Origin of the sequence: Kitasatospora sp. NPDC008050 (genome assembly GCF_042957465.1) — a bacterium.
Lineage (GTDB): Bacteria > Actinomycetota > Actinomycetes > Streptomycetales > Streptomycetaceae > Kitasatospora.
The window spans coordinates 142,059-156,530 of record NZ_JBIBIJ010000006.1 but is presented as its reverse complement, the minus strand read 5'-3'; the positions used below and the strand labels follow the sequence as shown (position 1 = coordinate 156,530).

Here is a 14,472-nt window from a genome sequence, read left to right as displayed (position 1 = left end):
GTCCCACCCCCGCCGACCAGGGTCCCGCCGGCGGGGGTCGTCGTACCCTTGGTGGGTGACCGACGCCGCAGAAGCCATCGCCCTAGAGACCACCCCGGTGCCGCTGCTCGAACCGCGGGAGGGCCTGCCACCAGTGGTGGCGGACGAGACGGCGCTGGCCGCGGTGGTCGAGGCCTTCGCGGCGGGCACCGGCCCCGTCGCCGTCGACGCCGAGCGGGCCTCCGGCTACCGGTACGGCCAGCGCGCCTACCTGATCCAGCTGCGCCGCTCCGGCGCCGGCACCGCCCTGATCGACCCGATCGCCTGCCCCGATCTGAGCGCCCTGGGCGCGGCCCTGGCGGACGCCGAGTGGGTGGTCCACGCCGCCACCCAGGACCTGCCCTGCCTGGCCGAGGTCGGCATGCGCCCGGCCCGGCTCTTCGACACCGAACTCGCGGGCCGGATCGCCGGTTTCGCCCGGGTGGGCCTGGGCCCGATGACCGAGAACGTGCTCGGCTACACGCTGGCCAAGGAGCACTCGGCGGTGGACTGGTCCACCCGGCCGCTGCCCGAGCCCTGGCTGCGCTACGCGGCACTGGACGTCGAGGTGCTGGTCGAGCTGCGCGACGCGCTGGAGCAGGAGCTCGCGGGCCAGGACAAGCTCGACTGGGCCCTGGAGGAGTTCGCCGCGATCGCCGCGGCCCCCCGTCCGGCCCCCCGGGTCGACCCCTGGCGGCGGACCTCCGGACTGCACAAGGTGCGCCGGCGCCGCCAGCTGGCGGCGGTGCGGGAGCTGTGGCAGGCCCGGGACAAGCAGGCCCAGGAGCGCGACGTCTCGCCGGGCCGGGTGCTCTCGGACGCCGCGATCGTGGCGGCCGCGCTCGCCATGCCGACCAGCGTGCCGGTGCTGCAGAGCGTTCAGGGCTTCGGGCCCCGGGTGCACCGCCGCCAGCTGGAGCTGTGGCTGGCCGCGCTCGACCGGGCCCGGGCGATCCCCGAGGCGCAGCTGCCGCCCGCCGCCGCGCCGCACGAGGGCCCGCCGCCGCCGCGCGCCTGGGCCGAGAAGGACCCGGTGGCCGCCGCCCGGCTCGCCGGGGCCAAGGCCGCGGTCGGCGAGCTGGCCGAGCAGCGCAACCTGCCCGCCGAGAACCTGATCACCCCCGACCTGGTCCGCCGGGTCTCCTGGGAGCCGCCCGCCGAGGCCACCGCCCCGGCCGTGGCCCAGGCGCTCAGCGCGCTCGGCGCCCGGCGCTGGCAGGTCGAGCTGGTCGCCCCGGTGGTGGCCGAGGCCTTCCGGGCGGCGGCGAGCGCGGCCACCCCGTAGGCAGCTGCCCGGAGCCGGCCGCGGACGGGGCGCGGGAGACATCCACCCACGTGGCGCGGGACACACCCGCCCCGCCGGACCCGGCCCTGGGCAAGTTGGTTACCGACCAGTAGCATGGCGGTGAAGCAGCGTCGCCTCGTGAGAGTGCACGTCTGCGCACCATGCCATGTCCCCTGGGAGGAGAGCCCCCGTGCCTCGTACCGCGAGGGACGTCGTCTTTGTCGACGGCGTCCGCACCCCGTTCGGCAAGGCCGGCCCGAAGGGCATCTACCACGAGACCCGTGCCGACGACATGGTCGTCAAGTGCATCCGGGAGCTCGTGCGCCGCAACCCGAACCTGCCCGTCGAGCGCATCGACGAGGTGGCCGTGGCCGCCACCACGCAGATCGGCGACCAGGGGCTGACCATCGGCCGCACCGCCGCCCTCCTCGCCGGCCTGCCGAAGTCGGTCCCCGGCTACGCCATCGACCGGATGTGTGCCGGCGCGCTGACCGCCGTCACCACCACCGCCGGCGGCATCGCCTTCGGCGCCTACGACATCGTGGTGGCCGGCGGTGTCGAGCACATGGGCCGCCACCCGATGGGCGAGGGCGTGGACCCGAACCCGCGCTTCGTCTCCGAGAAGCTGGTCGACGAGTCCGCCCTGTTCATGGGCATGACCGCCGAGAACCTGCACGACCGCTTCCCGCACCTGACCAAGGAGCGCTGCGACGCCTACGCCGTGCGCTCCCAGGAGAAGGCGGCCAAGGCCTACGCCAACGGCGACATCCAGCCCGACCTGGTGCCGATCACGGTCCGCAACACCAACCCCGAGGTCGGCGAGACCGGCTGGGGCCTGGCCACCGTGGACGAGCCGCTGCGCCCGGGCACCACGATGGAGTCGCTGGCCAACCTCAAGACCCCCTTCCGCCCGCACGGCAACATCACCGCGGGCAACTCGGCCGGTCTCAACGACGGCGCCACCGCCTCGCTGCTGGCCGCCGAGGACGTGGCCGAGGAGCTCGGCCTGCCGATCAAGATGCGCCTGGTCTCCTTCGCCTTCGCCGGCGTCGAGCCCGAGGTGATGGGCATCGGCCCGGTGCCGGCCACCGAGAAGGCGCTGGCCAAGGCCGGTCTGACGATCGATGACATCGGCGCGTTCGAGGTCAACGAGGCGTTCGCCGTCCAGGTCCTCTCCTTCCTGGACCACTACGGCATCGCGGACGACGACGAGCGCGTCAACCCGTACGGCGGTGCGATCGCCTTCGGTCACCCGCTGGCCTCCTCCGGCGTTCGCCTGATGAACCAGCTGGCCCGCCGCTTCGAGCAGCGCCCGGACGTCCGCTACGGCCTGACCACGATGTGCATCGGGTTCGGCATGGGCGGGACCATCATCTGGGAGAACCCGCACTTCGAGGGTGGTAAGTGATCATGAGCAACACCACTGAGCTCCTCAAGCGCGGCGCCGAGCTGTTCCCGGGCGAGGTCGTCACCACCGCGCACGTCCGCCACCTGGACCTGCCGCTGCAGGCCGGCAAGCTGGCGCTGATCACCCTGGACAACGGCTTCGACCACACCAAGCCGACCACCTTCGGCCCGGGCTCGCTGCTCAAGCTCGAAGAGGCGCTGGACCAGGTCGAGGCGGAGGCCGCGGCGGGCAAGGTGGTCGCGGTCGCGATCACCGGCAAGCCGTTCATCTTCGCGGTGGGCGCCGACCTCAAGGGCGTCGAGCTCCTCAAGGAGCACGGCGACGCGCTGGCCATCGGCAAGGGCGGCCACGAGGTCTTCAAGCGGATCGCCGCGCTGCCGGTGCCGACCTTCACCTTCTACAACGGCGCCGCGATGGGCGGCGGTGTGGAGATCGGTCTGCACTGCAGCTACCGCACCGTCAGCTCCGGCCTGCCGGCCTTCTCGCTGCCCGAGGTCTTCCTCGGCCTGGTCCCCGGCTGGGGCGGCTGCACCATCCTGCCGAACCTGGTCGGCCCGGCCAACGCGGTCAAGGTCATCATCGAGAACTCGATGAGCCAGAACAAGCAGCTCAAGGGCAAGGAGGTGTTCGAGCTCGGCATCGCGGACGCGATCTTCGAGCCGGCCGACTTCCTGGAGCAGTCGATCCTGTGGGCCGCCAAGGTCCTCAAGGGCGAGGTCACGGTCGAGCGCCCCGAGATCGACCGCGGCGACAACTGGGACCAGTGCATCGCCTGGGGTCGCGCGGTCGCCGACGCCAAGGTGCACGGCGCCGCTCCGGCCGCCTACCGGGCGCTGGACATCATGGCCGCCGCCAAGAACGCCAGCCTTGGGGATGCAGCCAGTCTGCAGCAGGGCTTCGACGCCGAGGACGCCGCGCTGGCCGACCTGATCATGGGCGGCGAGCTGCGGGCCGGCATCTACTCCTTCAACCTGGTGCAGCGCCGGGCCAAGAAGCCCTTCGGCGCGCCGGACAAGTCGCTGGCCCGCCCGGTCAGCAAGGTCGGCGTGGTCGGCGCCGGTCTGATGGCCTCGCAGCTGGCGCTGCTCTTCGCGCGCCGCCTGGAGGTGCCGGTGGTCCTCACCGACATCGACCAGGCGCGGATCGACAAGGGCGTCGGCTACGTGCACGCCGAGGTCGACAAGCTGCTCGCCAAGGGCCGGATCGGCAACGACAAGGCCAACAAGCTCAAGGGCCTGGTCAGCGGCCACCTGGACAAGGCGGCGGCGTTCGGCGACGCGGACTTCGTGATCGAGGCCGTCTTCGAGGAGATGGGCGTCAAGCAGAACGTCCTGGCCGAGCTGGAGGCGGTGGTCTCGCCGACCACCATCCTGGCGACCAACACCTCCTCGCTGTCGGTCACCGAGATGGCCTCCAAGCTCCAGCACCCGGAGCGCGTGGTCGGCTTCCACTTCTTCAACCCGGTCGCGATCCTGCCGCTGCTGGAGATCGTCCGGGCCGAGAAGACCGACGACGCCTCGCTGGCCACCGCCTTCGGGGTGGCCAAGAAGCTGAAGAAGACGGCCGTGCTCACCAAGGACGCCCCGGCGTTCGTGGTGAACCGGATCCTGACCCGCTTCATGGGCGAGATCCAGAACATCATCGACGAGGGCACCTCGTTCGAGACCGTCGAGAAGGCCGTGCAGCCGCTCGGCCTGCCGATGTCCCCGATCGCGCTGCTCGAGCTGGTCGGCCCGGCCATCGCGCTGCACGTCTCGGAGACGCTGCACGGCGCCTTCCCGGAGCGGTTCACCGTCTCCGAGAACCTCGCCGAGGTGGTCAAGGCCGGCAAGCGCGGCTTCTACATCTGGCAGGACGGCCAGCAGGTCCTCGACCCCGAGGTGCTGGCGCTGCTCACCTTCGGCGACAGCGCGCTGTCCGAGGAGCAGGTCCGCGAGCGGGCGCTGAACGCGGTCGCGCAGGAGATCGGCCTGATGCTGGACGAGGGCGTGGTCGGCGAGGCGCAGGACATCGACCTGTGCATGATCACCGGTGCCGGCTGGCCCTTCCACCTGGGCGGGATCACCCCGTACCTGGACCGCGAGGGCGTCTCCGAGCGGGTGAACGGGAAGAAGTTCCTGGCCCCCGGCCTGGCCAGCGTCCCGGCCTGATCCACGGCTGAGCCCACGAGGGCGGCCCGCTCCCCACCGGGAGCGGGCCGCCCTTCGGCATGTCCGGGGCCCTTCGGCGGGTTCGGACCCTGCGGCGGGTTCGGGGTCAACAGCCCGCTGCGGTATACACCAAATCAGGACAAAGCGCATAATACCGTTAGGCCAAGAGGATCAGACTTGCAGATCTGAAGGAGGCGAGTCGTATGGCCGACGTCTCACATCGAACCGGTGACATCTCCACCCACCCGGACATCTCGGAGATGCGGACCCGGTACGCGCGCATGATGGACGGACCCCAGGGGGTCGCCGTGGACGGGCTGGTCGTGCTGACCGGCCTCTACCTGGCCATCTCGCCCTACGTGGTGCACTTCAGTGCGGCCAGCCACGAGTTGGTGATCTGCAACCTGATCCTCGGGATCGGGATCGCCGCCCTCGGCCTGGGTCTGACCATCGCTCCGGCCCGGATGTTCGGGCTGACCTGGGCCATGGCTGCCACCGGCGTGTTCCTGATCATCTCCCCCTGGGTGGTGACCGTGGGACACACCGCGACCCGGGGCATGATCTGGAACCAGGTGATCGTGGGCGGACTGACCTGTCTGCTGGCCTTCACCGCGGCAGGGATGGTGCTGGGCGCGAGCCGACGCCGGATCTGACGCCTTGCCCGACGGTCTACCGGCTCACTTCTTGAGCCGGTAGACCACTGTGTCACCGTAGGCGCCGACCACCTCGTAGTGGTCGTCCAGCAGGTTCTCGATCTTGGGCACCAGCAGCGGCTGGTACGGCGCGCGTCCGGAGTCGTCCACCACGATCTCCGGCAGGCCGTTGGTGGCCAGTTCCTTGTCGAAGGTCTGCCAGGCGTCCGGCACGCTGTACTGCTCGCCGACGTCCTGGGTGCCCTTGCCGCCGCTGAAGTTGGTCAGGAAGCCGGCCGTCAGGTAGCGGGTGGCGGGCTTGCGGTCGGAGAGCCAGTAGAGCTCGGGGTGCATGCCCCAGACCAGCACGGTGTCCTGCGCCGTGCTGCGCTCGGCGACCGCGGTGGCCACCTGGGTGGTCTGGTTGAGCTGCTCGCCGGGCCAGGCCATGGCGAGCACCCAGAAGGCGCTGGCGGCCACCGTGCTGTAGACCAGCACCGGCTTCCAGCGCACCGCCGAGACCGAGACCGCGCCGACCCCGAGCAGCACCAGCGGCGGCATCAGCTGCAGGTAGTAGTGGCCGAAGAAGTGGAAGCCGGTGGCCACCGCGACCACCGAGGAGATCAGCCACACCCACAGGTCGCTGGCCGCGCCGTGCGCCTCGCCGCGGGTCGGCAGCGAGCTGCCGGTGCGCAGCCGCACCCAGAGCCGGTGGCCGAGCGGGAAGAGGAAGCCGAGGCCGGCCGCCAGCAGGATCGCCGAGTTGCCCAGCGCCCGGCCGATCATCTGCAGCCAGTCCCCGCCCAGCGAGGCGTAGTCGCCGCTGCCGGTCACCACCCAGAACAGGAAGCCCTTGGGCTTGGTGAGGATCGCCGCGACCACGGCTATCGGCAGCGCGAAGCCGAAGCCCACCTTGAGCAGCGCGCTGCGCCACCGCACGCCGCGCAGCCGGGCGTCCTGGAAGAGCATCCAGAGCACCGGCAGCAGCACCGCGCCGCCGGTCTGTTTGGTCAGCGAGCAGACCGCCACCGCGATCCCGGCGGCCAGCCAGCGGCGCCGCTCGGCGTAGCGGAAGGCGGCCACCATCGCGGGCAGCATGAAGACCTCGAAGGTCGCCGCCTGGGTGTCCTCCGGGGAGAGCCCGATCGAGAGCAGCAGATAGAGCACGCCGGCCGCGCCACCCGCCCGGTTGCCCCAGCGGCCGCGCGCGATGGAGACCAGCAGCACGGCGGTGACCACGTGCGCCACGATCGCCAGGGTGCGCAGCGGCCAGAGCGAGAGCGAGCCGAACACCGAGAAGCAGGCCTCGTAGAGCCAGGGCAGCAGCGGCGGCTTGCGGTCCACCACGGTGTCGTAGAGCACCCCGCCGCTGGCCAGCATCCGGGCCTGGGTGGCCAGGTACCCCTCGTCCGGGCTCCACACCGGGCGCATGAACGAGGGGATGTGGGTCAGTGCGGCCACCACGGCCAGCACCGGGACCAGCCGGGTCCAGTACCCCGAGCGAAGCCGGGCAACGAGCATGGCAAAGCGCTTGGGGGTCGAGGTCGAGGTCGGCACGAGGGACAACCTACCGGGCGGGACCGGCGGAAGCGGTGCCGGTCCCGGATTCAGATATGAATGTCATATTGTCCTGAACGTCAGAGAGTCACACGTGGTTGCACTCTGCCTCGTCGTACTCCCCGGCCGTTCAGGCCTGGACGACCGCTCCGCTGTCCAGCCGGGAGACCAGCGCGGTCACCTGGCGGGCGATGTCCGGCGCGGTCAGGCCGATCTCGGCCATGATCTCGTCGCGCTTGGCGTGGTCCAGGAACTCCTGCGGGATCCCGAAGTCGCGCAGCGGCAGGTCGACCTCCGCATCGCGCAGCGCCTGGGCGATCGCCGAGCCGACGCCGCCGGCCCGTCCGTTGTCCTCGACCGTGACCACCACGCGGTGCTCCGCGGCCAGACCCGGCAGTGCGGCGTCCACCGGCTTGACCCAGCGCGGGTCGACCACGGTGGCGCTGATCCCCTGGGCGTCCAGCAGCGCGGCCGTCTCCAGGCAGATCGGGGCCAGCGCGCCGACCGAGACGATCAGCACGTCCGCCCGGCGCTCGCCCGCGGCGGCCTGAGCCGGGTCCAGCGGCTCGGCGCTGCCGTGCAGCACGTCCATGCCGCCGATCCGGCCGAGCGCGGCGACCGCCGGGCCGACCGAGCCCTTGGAGTAGCGCAGCACCGTCGGCGCGTCCTTGACCTCCAGCGCCTCACGCAGCTGAGCCTTGACCTGCTCGGCGTCGCGCGGGGCGGCCAGTCGCAGCCCCGGCACCACCTGGAGGATCGACATGTCCCACATGCCGTTGTGCGAGGCGCCGTCGGTACCGGTGACCCCGGCCCGGTCCAGCACGAAGGTGACGCCCAGCTTGTGCAGCGCGACGTCCATCAGGACCTGGTCGAAGGCCCGGTTGAGGAAGGTCGCGTAGACGGCGACCACCGGGTGCAGCCCGGCGGTGGCCAGGCCCGCCGCCGAGACGGCCGCGTGCTGCTCGGCGATGCCGACGTCGAAGGTGCGCTCGGGGAAGGCCTTGGCGAAGTCGGCCAGGCCCACCGGGTGCAGCATCGCGGCGGTGATCGCCACCAGGTCCTCGCGCTCGCGGCCGAGCTGGACCATCTCCTCGCTGAAGACCGAGGTCCAGTCCTTGCCGGAGGTCTTCACCGGCAGGCCGGTGTCCGGGTGGATCACCCCGACCGCGTGGAAGCGGTCCTCCTCGTTCTGCAGCGCCGCATGGTAGCCGCGGCCCTTCTCGGTGATGACGTGCACGATCACCGGGCCGCCGAAGCCGCGCGCCTTGCGCAGCGCGGACTCCACGGCGGTGATGTCGTGGCCGTCGATCGGGCCGAGGTACTTCAGGCCCAGGTCCTCGAACATGCCCTGCGGGGCGATGAAGTCCTTCAGGCCCTTCTTCGCGCCGTGCAGGGCGTCGGCCAGCGGCTGGCCGACCACGGGGGTGCGCTGCAGGGTGTCGCGGCCCCAGGTCAGGAAACGCTCGTAGCCCTGGGTGGTGCGCAGCGTGGAGAGGTGGTTGGCCAGGCCGCCGATCGTCGGCGAGTAGGAGCGCTCGTTGTCGTTGACCACGATCACCACCGGGCGGTCCTTGCCGTCGGCGATGTTGTTCAGCGCCTCCCAGGCCATGCCGCCGGTGAGCGCACCGTCACCGGTGACCGCGACCACCGGGCGGTCGGTGTGACCGAGCAGCTGGTTGGCCTTGGCGATGCCGTCGGCGTAGCCCAGCACGGTGGAGGCGTGCGAGTTCTCGATCACGTCGTGCTCGGACTCGGCCCGCGAGGGGTAGCCGGACAGGCCGCCCTTCATCTTGAGCCGGCTGAAGTCCTGACGGCCCGTCAGCAGCTTGTGTACGTACGACTGGTGCCCGGTGTCGAAGAGGATCCGCTCACGCGGGGAGTCGAAGACCCGGTGCAGCGCGATGGTCAGCTCCACCACACCGAGGTTCGGGCCCAGGTGTCCGCCGGTCTTGGCGACCTCTTCGATCAGGAAGCCGCGGATCTCCTCGGCCAGGGCAGTCAGCTGCCCCGGGGTGAGCCGGTCGAGATCGCGCGGTCCCCGAATGCGGGTCAGCAACGGCACCCGGTCCTCCTCAGTCAGTTACGTGTCCGGCTCGTCGGGACGTTCGTGGGCGGTGTCGCGCCCGTACCCGGCGGTCGAGTCTAATCTCCGCCCGTGCGGCGCATCGCGGCGCGGGGCATTCGGCGGGCTTTGACCAGGCGCGCGAAGGCCCGGGGCGCGCCCCTTGGGTCGGGCGCGTCCCGGGCCTGCCTGGCAACTCTTGAGCGTTCAGCCCCGGCCGGTGGACTTCTGGGTCCGGCGGGAGACCGAGTCCAGCACCACCGCGCCCAGCAGCACCGCGCCGGTGATCATGTACTGGATCGACTGGCTGATGCCCTGCAGGTCGAGACCGGTGACGATGGACTGGATCACCAGCATGCCGAGCAGCGCCGACCAGGTCTTGCCGCGGCCGCCGAAGAGGCTGGTGCCGCCGATCACGGCCGCCGCGATCGAGTTCATCAGCACGTTGCCGCTGCCCAGCGACTTGTCCGCGAAGCCGGACTGGGAGGCGATGAACAGACCGCCGACCGCGGCCAGCCCGGCCGAGATCATGAAGACCGAGATCCGCACCCAGGCCACGTTGATGCCGGCCCGGCGGGCCGCCTCCACGCCGCCGCCGACCGCGAACACCTTGCGGCCGTACGAGGTGCGGCGCAGCACGAAGTCCGTGACGATGACCACACCGAGGAAGACCACCAGCGCCAGCGGCAGGCCGCGGTCCTGGTTGAGGGTGTAGGCGGCGCCGAAGGCGAGCACCGCGAGCAGCGCGGTGCGCAGCGCGATCTCGCTCACCGGGCGGGCCGGCAGCCCGGCCTCGCGGCGGCTGCGGGCGCCGAGCAGCGCGGCCACCAGGTAGCCGGCCACGCCGATCGCGGCCAGACCGTAGGCGGCGGCGACATCGTCGAAGAAGTAGTTGTCCAGGTGGGCGATGAAGCCGTCGGGGAGGTTGTTGAGCGTCCCGGTGTTGCCCATCACGTAGCCCTGCAGACCGCTCCAGCCGAGCAGGCCGGCCAGCGTCACGACGAAGGCGGGCACGCCGATCTTGGCGAAGAAGAAGCCGTGCAGCGCACCGATGGCCAGCGCGCAGAGCACCGCGATGCCCGCGGCCGCGTACTCGTTGACGCCGTGCTGGATCGAGAGCACCGCGGAGATCGCGGCCGAGACACCGGCCACCGAGCCGAGCGAGAGGTCGATCTCACCGAGCAGCAGCACGAAGACGATGCCGACCGAGATCAGGCCGGGCCCCGCGATGTAGAGGGTGATGTTGGACAGGTTGCCGGCGGTGAGGAACTTGCCGGTGATCGCCTGGAAGACGGCCGCGATCAGGATCAGCCCGAGCACCACCGGCACCGAGCCGAGGTCGCCGGAGCGCATCTTGCGCTTGAACTCCGCCAGGTAGCCGGCCAGGCCCTGCTCGCGCACCAGCAGCCGCGGGTCGACGGCGGGGATGGGCGCCGCGCTGTCGGATATCTCGGTCACCGTTTCAGCCTTCGGGGTCGTGGCGTGCTTGCTCACTTGGTCGCCTCCGCGCTCGCCTGGTTGGTCGCGTCCGCACTCGCCTGACCGGTCGCGTCCGCACTCGCCTGACTGGTCGCGTCCGCGACGCGGGCCTGGCGCCGGGTCACCGCGTTGTCGGTGGCGCCGGTGATGGCCGAGATGATCGTCTCGTGGCTGGTCCCGGCCACCGGGAAGACGCCGTTGTTGCGGCCCAGCCGCAGCACGGCGACCTGGTCGGCCACCGCGCGCACGTCCGACATGTTGTGGCTGATCAGGATCACGCCCAGGCCCCGGTCGCGCAGCCGCTCGACCAGGTCGAGCACCTGGGCGGTCTGCTCGACGCCCAGCGCCGCGGTCGGCTCGTCCAGGATCACGATCTTCGGCTCACCGATCAGCGCGCGGGCGATGGCCACCACCTGGCGCTGGCCGCCGGAGAGCGCGGCCACCGGGATCCGCACGCTGGGGATCCGGATGGAGAGGGTGTCGAGCAGCTCCTTGGCGCGCTTCTCCATCGCCACCTCGTCCAGCCGGCCGCCGCGGATCAGCTCACGGCCCAGGAAGAGGTTGGCGACCACGTCGAGGTTGTCGCAGAGCGCGAGGTCCTGGTAGACCGTCGCGACGCCGAGCGCCTGGGCGTCCTGCGGGCGGGTCAGGTGGACCTGCTTGCCGGCCCACTCGATGGTGCCCTCGTCGATCGGGTGCACCCCGGCGATCGTCTTGACCAGAGTGGACTTGCCGGCGCCGTTGTCGCCGACCAGCGCGACCACCTGGCCCGCGTGCACCTCCAGGTCCACGCCGGTGAGCACCTGGACCGCACCGAAGCGCTTGGAGACGCCCCGCAGAGCGAGGACGGGTATGTCTGACTGAACCATCGATGGCTCCTTCGGAAATCAAGGGGCGCACGTGGCTCGAGCCCGCACGCCGAGATGCCGGCGAGGCGGCCGGGCCCGCTGGCCCGGCCGGCTCGCCTCTTGCTGAAGGCCCGTCCGTTACTGGATCTGCGCGGCCTTGCAGGCGTCGGCGTACTGGGCGGTGCAGATGTCCGAGACCTTGTACAGGCCGTCGGCGATCACGGTCTCCTTGATGTTGTTCTTGGTCACCACGACCGGGGTCAGCAGCAGGGACGGGACGTCGACACCGCCGCTGTTCGTGCTGGCGGTGGCGGTGCCGGTGACGCCCACGCCGTTGACCAGGTCCACCGCGATGGTGGCGGCGCCCTCGGCCTCCGGCTTGTAGGCCTTGTAGATGGTGTAGGCCTGGTCGCCCGTCAGGATCCGCTGGATCGCGTCGGGGGCGGCGTCCTGGCCGCCGACCGGGATGTTGTTGATGCCGGCCGCCTTGAGGGCGGTGATGATGGCGGCGGCCATGCCGTCGTTGGCGGAGTAGACGGCCTGGAAGCCGTTCTTGCCCAGCGCGGTGATCGCGGCACCGATCTTCTGACTGGCCACGGTGGGCTGCCACTCACCGGACTGCTCGTAGACGATCTTGCCCACGCCGGTGTCCAGCACCTTGTGCGCGCCGGCCTTGAACTGACCCGCGTTCGGGTCGGTCTCGGCACCGTTGATCATGACGACGTTGGCGGACTTGGCGTTCGCGCCCAGCGCGTCGACCAGGGCCTGGCCCTGCAGCTCACCGACCTTCTCGTTGTCGAACGAGACGTAGGCGGAGACCGGGCCGGAGGCGAGGCGGTCGTACGCGATGACCTTGACGCCCTTCTTCTGGGCGTCGGTGACCCAGGAGGCGGTGCCGGGGGCGTTCACCGCGTCCAGCAGGATCACCTTGATGCCCTGCGACACCATCGTGTCGAACTGCTGCTTCTGGGTCGCCGCATCGTTGTTGGCGTTGTTGTACTGAACGGAGCACTCGCTGCACAGGGCCTTGACCTTGGCCTCGATCAGCGGCTTGTCGAAGGACTCGTAGCGGATGGACGAGGAGTTCTCCGGCAGGAGCAGGCCGATGGTCTTGTTGCCACCCGAGCTCGCGGAGTTCGAGCTGCTGCCACCGGCCTTGCCACAGGCGGCCATGGTGAGGGCCATCGAGACCGCGGCAGTGCCGATGACGACGCGACGCATCATTGCGTTCATGGTGGGGGTGCCTCCCTGACAGAGCCGCAACGTCGCGGCGAGGTGGAGGGAGTCAAACCCGCCACCCCGCTTGTCGTCAACAAGTAAAGCCAGCGCTCTAAGGATTCAGACCCTTTCGTTATCTTCGTGAAGCCTAAGCCGAGACCAAACACTCGGCTACCACCCAGCAGGTGTCCCTTTCGTCCCTTTGTTCCAAAGGACTTCGCGACTCAGCCGCGCGCGCCGACCGCCTGCGAGTTGTGCCCGATTGCACCGGTTTCGCCCATCTCGCTCATCACCAGCGCGAGCGAGCCGAGCACCTCGGCCCGGCCACCCAGCGTGCCCGGAACGATCGACAACTGCCGGGCGGCGGACGGGATCGCGTACCGCGCCACCGAGTCACGGATCGGAGAAAGCACCAGCTCACCGGCCTCGGCCAGGTCACCGCCGAGGATCACCCGACGCGGGTTCAGCAGGTTGCACAGCGTCGCCACGCCGGTCCCGATCTGCCGGCCCGCGTCCGCGATCACCCGGCGGCAGCCCAGATCGCCCTGCTGAGCCAGCTGCACGATCGAGGAGAGCGTCAACTCGCGCTCATGGCTCGCGTTCAAGAGGTTGAGCAGGTAGCGCGAACCGACGAAGGTCTCCAGGCAACCGCGGTTGCCGCAGCGGCAGACCGGGCCCGACTCGTCCAGCGTGATGTGTCCGATCTCGCCGGCCGTGCCGCCCTGGCCCCGGTAGATCTGGCCGTTGATCACCAGGCCGGAGCCGACGCCGCTGGCCACCTTGATGTAGGCCAGGTCGCTCACCCCCCGGCCCGCACCCCAGACCAGCTCCCCGAGCGCACCGAGGTTGGCGTCGTTGTCGACGTAGACCTCCATGCCGAGCCGCTTGGACAGCTCCCGGCCCGGCGCGATGCCGGTCCAGCCGGGCAGGATCGCGGTGGACCCCAACGCCCCGGTCTCCACGTCGATCGGGCCCGGCACGCCCAGGCCCACCCCGATCACCTTGTCCGGGCGGAAGCCGGCCTGCACCAGCAGCCGCTCCACCAGCGCCTCGGCCCGGGCGAAGCCCTGCTCGGCGGAGACGTCCACGTTCATCGGCTCGCTCTCCTCGGCGAGCACCCGGTGCGCCAGGTTGCCCACCGCCACCCGCAGGTGCGAGTGGCCGAAGTCGACCCCGACCACGATCCCGGCGTCCCCGCTGAGCGAGACGCTGCGGGCCCGGCGGCCGCCGGAGGAGGTGTCGGCCACCACCACCGTGCCGCCCTCCTTGAGCTCGCGGACGATGTTGGAGACCGTCGCCGCCGAGAGTCCGGTGGCCCGGGCGATCTCGGCCTGGGTCAGCGAACCCGCCATCCGCACCGCGCGCAGCACCCGTTCGAGGTTGGCGCGGTGCAGTGAGGACTGCGAACCCGGCGTGTCCATGGACATGAAATACCCTCCTTCGGGCGCGGGAACCCGACGGTTCCCGCCCCTCACCGCGCCGTTGCGGTCGGCTCCACACTGCCGTCGACTGCCGCTGCCGTCGGCACCGGTGGCCGACAAGGTCACCTTCAACTTCTGAACTCTATGCCGAGCGGCCTCCGCGCGGCTTCGTCAAGGCTGCCATCGGGTGGGCGGGAAAGCTCAGCGGCTGCTCAACCGTGCCGTCACCGCCGACGGCGGAGCCGGGCGACGACAGCCGGTGACGACAGCGGGTGACGACAGCGGGTGACAACGCCGGCGGCCCGCTGCGGCGGGGCGCGGGCGGGCGGCGGGGCTGGCGGTGGGGCGGGCGGCGGGGCTCGCCGGCAGCGGAGGCGAGGCGCGCCGGGCGGGA

At 71.0% G+C, this 14,472-nt stretch carries 9 protein-coding genes and 1 pseudogene; 4 read left to right on the top strand and 6 right to left on the bottom strand.

Translation table 11 applies throughout. The features are described 5' to 3' along the window. Positions 1-55 precede the first annotated feature (55 nt). From ACFZB9_RS14505 to ACFZB9_RS14490, 4 genes are all read left to right on the top strand, one after another. Positions 56-1,303 (top strand): HRDC domain-containing protein, encoded by a 1,248-nt coding sequence (locus tag ACFZB9_RS14505; RefSeq protein ID WP_391446970.1) that lies wholly within the window; start codon positions 56-58, stop codon positions 1,301-1,303. A 190-nt stretch (positions 1,304-1,493) separates the two neighbouring features. Further along, positions 1,494-2,711 carry a thiolase family protein gene (locus ACFZB9_RS14500; RefSeq protein ID WP_391446968.1) on the top strand — a complete coding sequence of 406 codons (1,218 nt, stop codon included), beginning with the start codon at positions 1,494-1,496 and terminating at the stop codon, positions 2,709-2,711. A gap of 2 nt (positions 2,712-2,713) precedes the next feature. Then, the gene (locus ACFZB9_RS14495; RefSeq protein WP_391446966.1) at positions 2,714-4,861 is read left to right on the top strand and encodes a 3-hydroxyacyl-CoA dehydrogenase NAD-binding domain-containing protein; all 2,148 of its coding nucleotides are present in this window, start codon (positions 2,714-2,716) and stop codon (positions 4,859-4,861) included. A gap of 203 nt (positions 4,862-5,064) precedes the next feature. After that, positions 5,065-5,514 (top strand): SPW repeat protein, encoded by a 450-nt coding sequence (locus ACFZB9_RS14490; protein ID WP_327066720.1) that lies wholly within the window; start codon positions 5,065-5,067, stop codon positions 5,512-5,514. A 24-nt stretch (positions 5,515-5,538) separates the two neighbouring features. On the opposite strand, the gene ACFZB9_RS14485 is transcribed toward ACFZB9_RS14490, so the two are convergent. The 6 genes and pseudogenes from ACFZB9_RS14485 to ACFZB9_RS14460 form a co-directional block, all read right to left on the bottom strand. After that, positions 5,539-7,050, bottom strand: a complete 1,512-nt coding sequence (locus tag ACFZB9_RS14485; protein ID WP_391446964.1) for an ArnT family glycosyltransferase — start codon at positions 7,048-7,050, stop codon at positions 5,539-5,541. Between the two features lie 130 nt (positions 7,051-7,180). Further along, complete coding sequence (gene dxs, locus ACFZB9_RS14480; RefSeq protein ID WP_391446962.1) at positions 7,181-9,112, bottom strand: 1-deoxy-D-xylulose-5-phosphate synthase; 1,932 nt, start codon at positions 9,110-9,112, stop codon at positions 7,181-7,183. Between the two features lie 207 nt (positions 9,113-9,319). Next, positions 9,320-10,570, bottom strand: a complete 1,251-nt coding sequence (locus tag ACFZB9_RS14475) for a sugar ABC transporter permease (RefSeq protein WP_391446960.1) — start codon at positions 10,568-10,570, stop codon at positions 9,320-9,322. A gap of 113 nt (positions 10,571-10,683) precedes the next feature. Beyond that, a pseudogene (locus ACFZB9_RS14470) lies at positions 10,684-11,460 on the bottom strand (ATP-binding cassette domain-containing protein); the annotation flags it as partial. A 117-nt stretch (positions 11,461-11,577) separates the two neighbouring features. After that, positions 11,578-12,672 (bottom strand): sugar ABC transporter substrate-binding protein, encoded by a 1,095-nt coding sequence (locus ACFZB9_RS14465; protein ID WP_391446958.1) that lies wholly within the window; start codon positions 12,670-12,672, stop codon positions 11,578-11,580. Between the two features lie 209 nt (positions 12,673-12,881). Beyond that, positions 12,882-14,078 carry an ROK family protein gene (locus ACFZB9_RS14460; protein WP_391447389.1) on the bottom strand — a complete coding sequence of 399 codons (1,197 nt, stop codon included), beginning with the start codon at positions 14,076-14,078 and terminating at the stop codon, positions 12,882-12,884. Positions 14,079-14,472 lie beyond the last annotated feature (394 nt).

What these genes read in the sequence shown, in the direction of transcription:
- ACFZB9_RS14495 (WP_391446966.1), top strand. Translation starts at nt 2,714, where the DNA reads ATGAGCAACACCACTGAGCTCCTCAAGCGCGGCGCCGAGCTGTTCCCG.
- ACFZB9_RS14490 (WP_327066720.1), top strand. Translation starts at nt 5,065, where the DNA reads ATGGCCGACGTCTCACATCGAACCGGTGACATCTCCACCCACCCGGAC.
- ACFZB9_RS14465 (WP_391446958.1), bottom strand. Translation starts at nt 12,672, where the DNA reads ATGAACGCAATGATGCGTCGCGTCGTCATCGGCACTGCCGCGGTCTCG.
- ACFZB9_RS14460 (WP_391447389.1), bottom strand. Translation starts at nt 14,078, where the DNA reads ATGGACACGCCGGGTTCGCAGTCCTCACTGCACCGCGCCAACCTCGAA.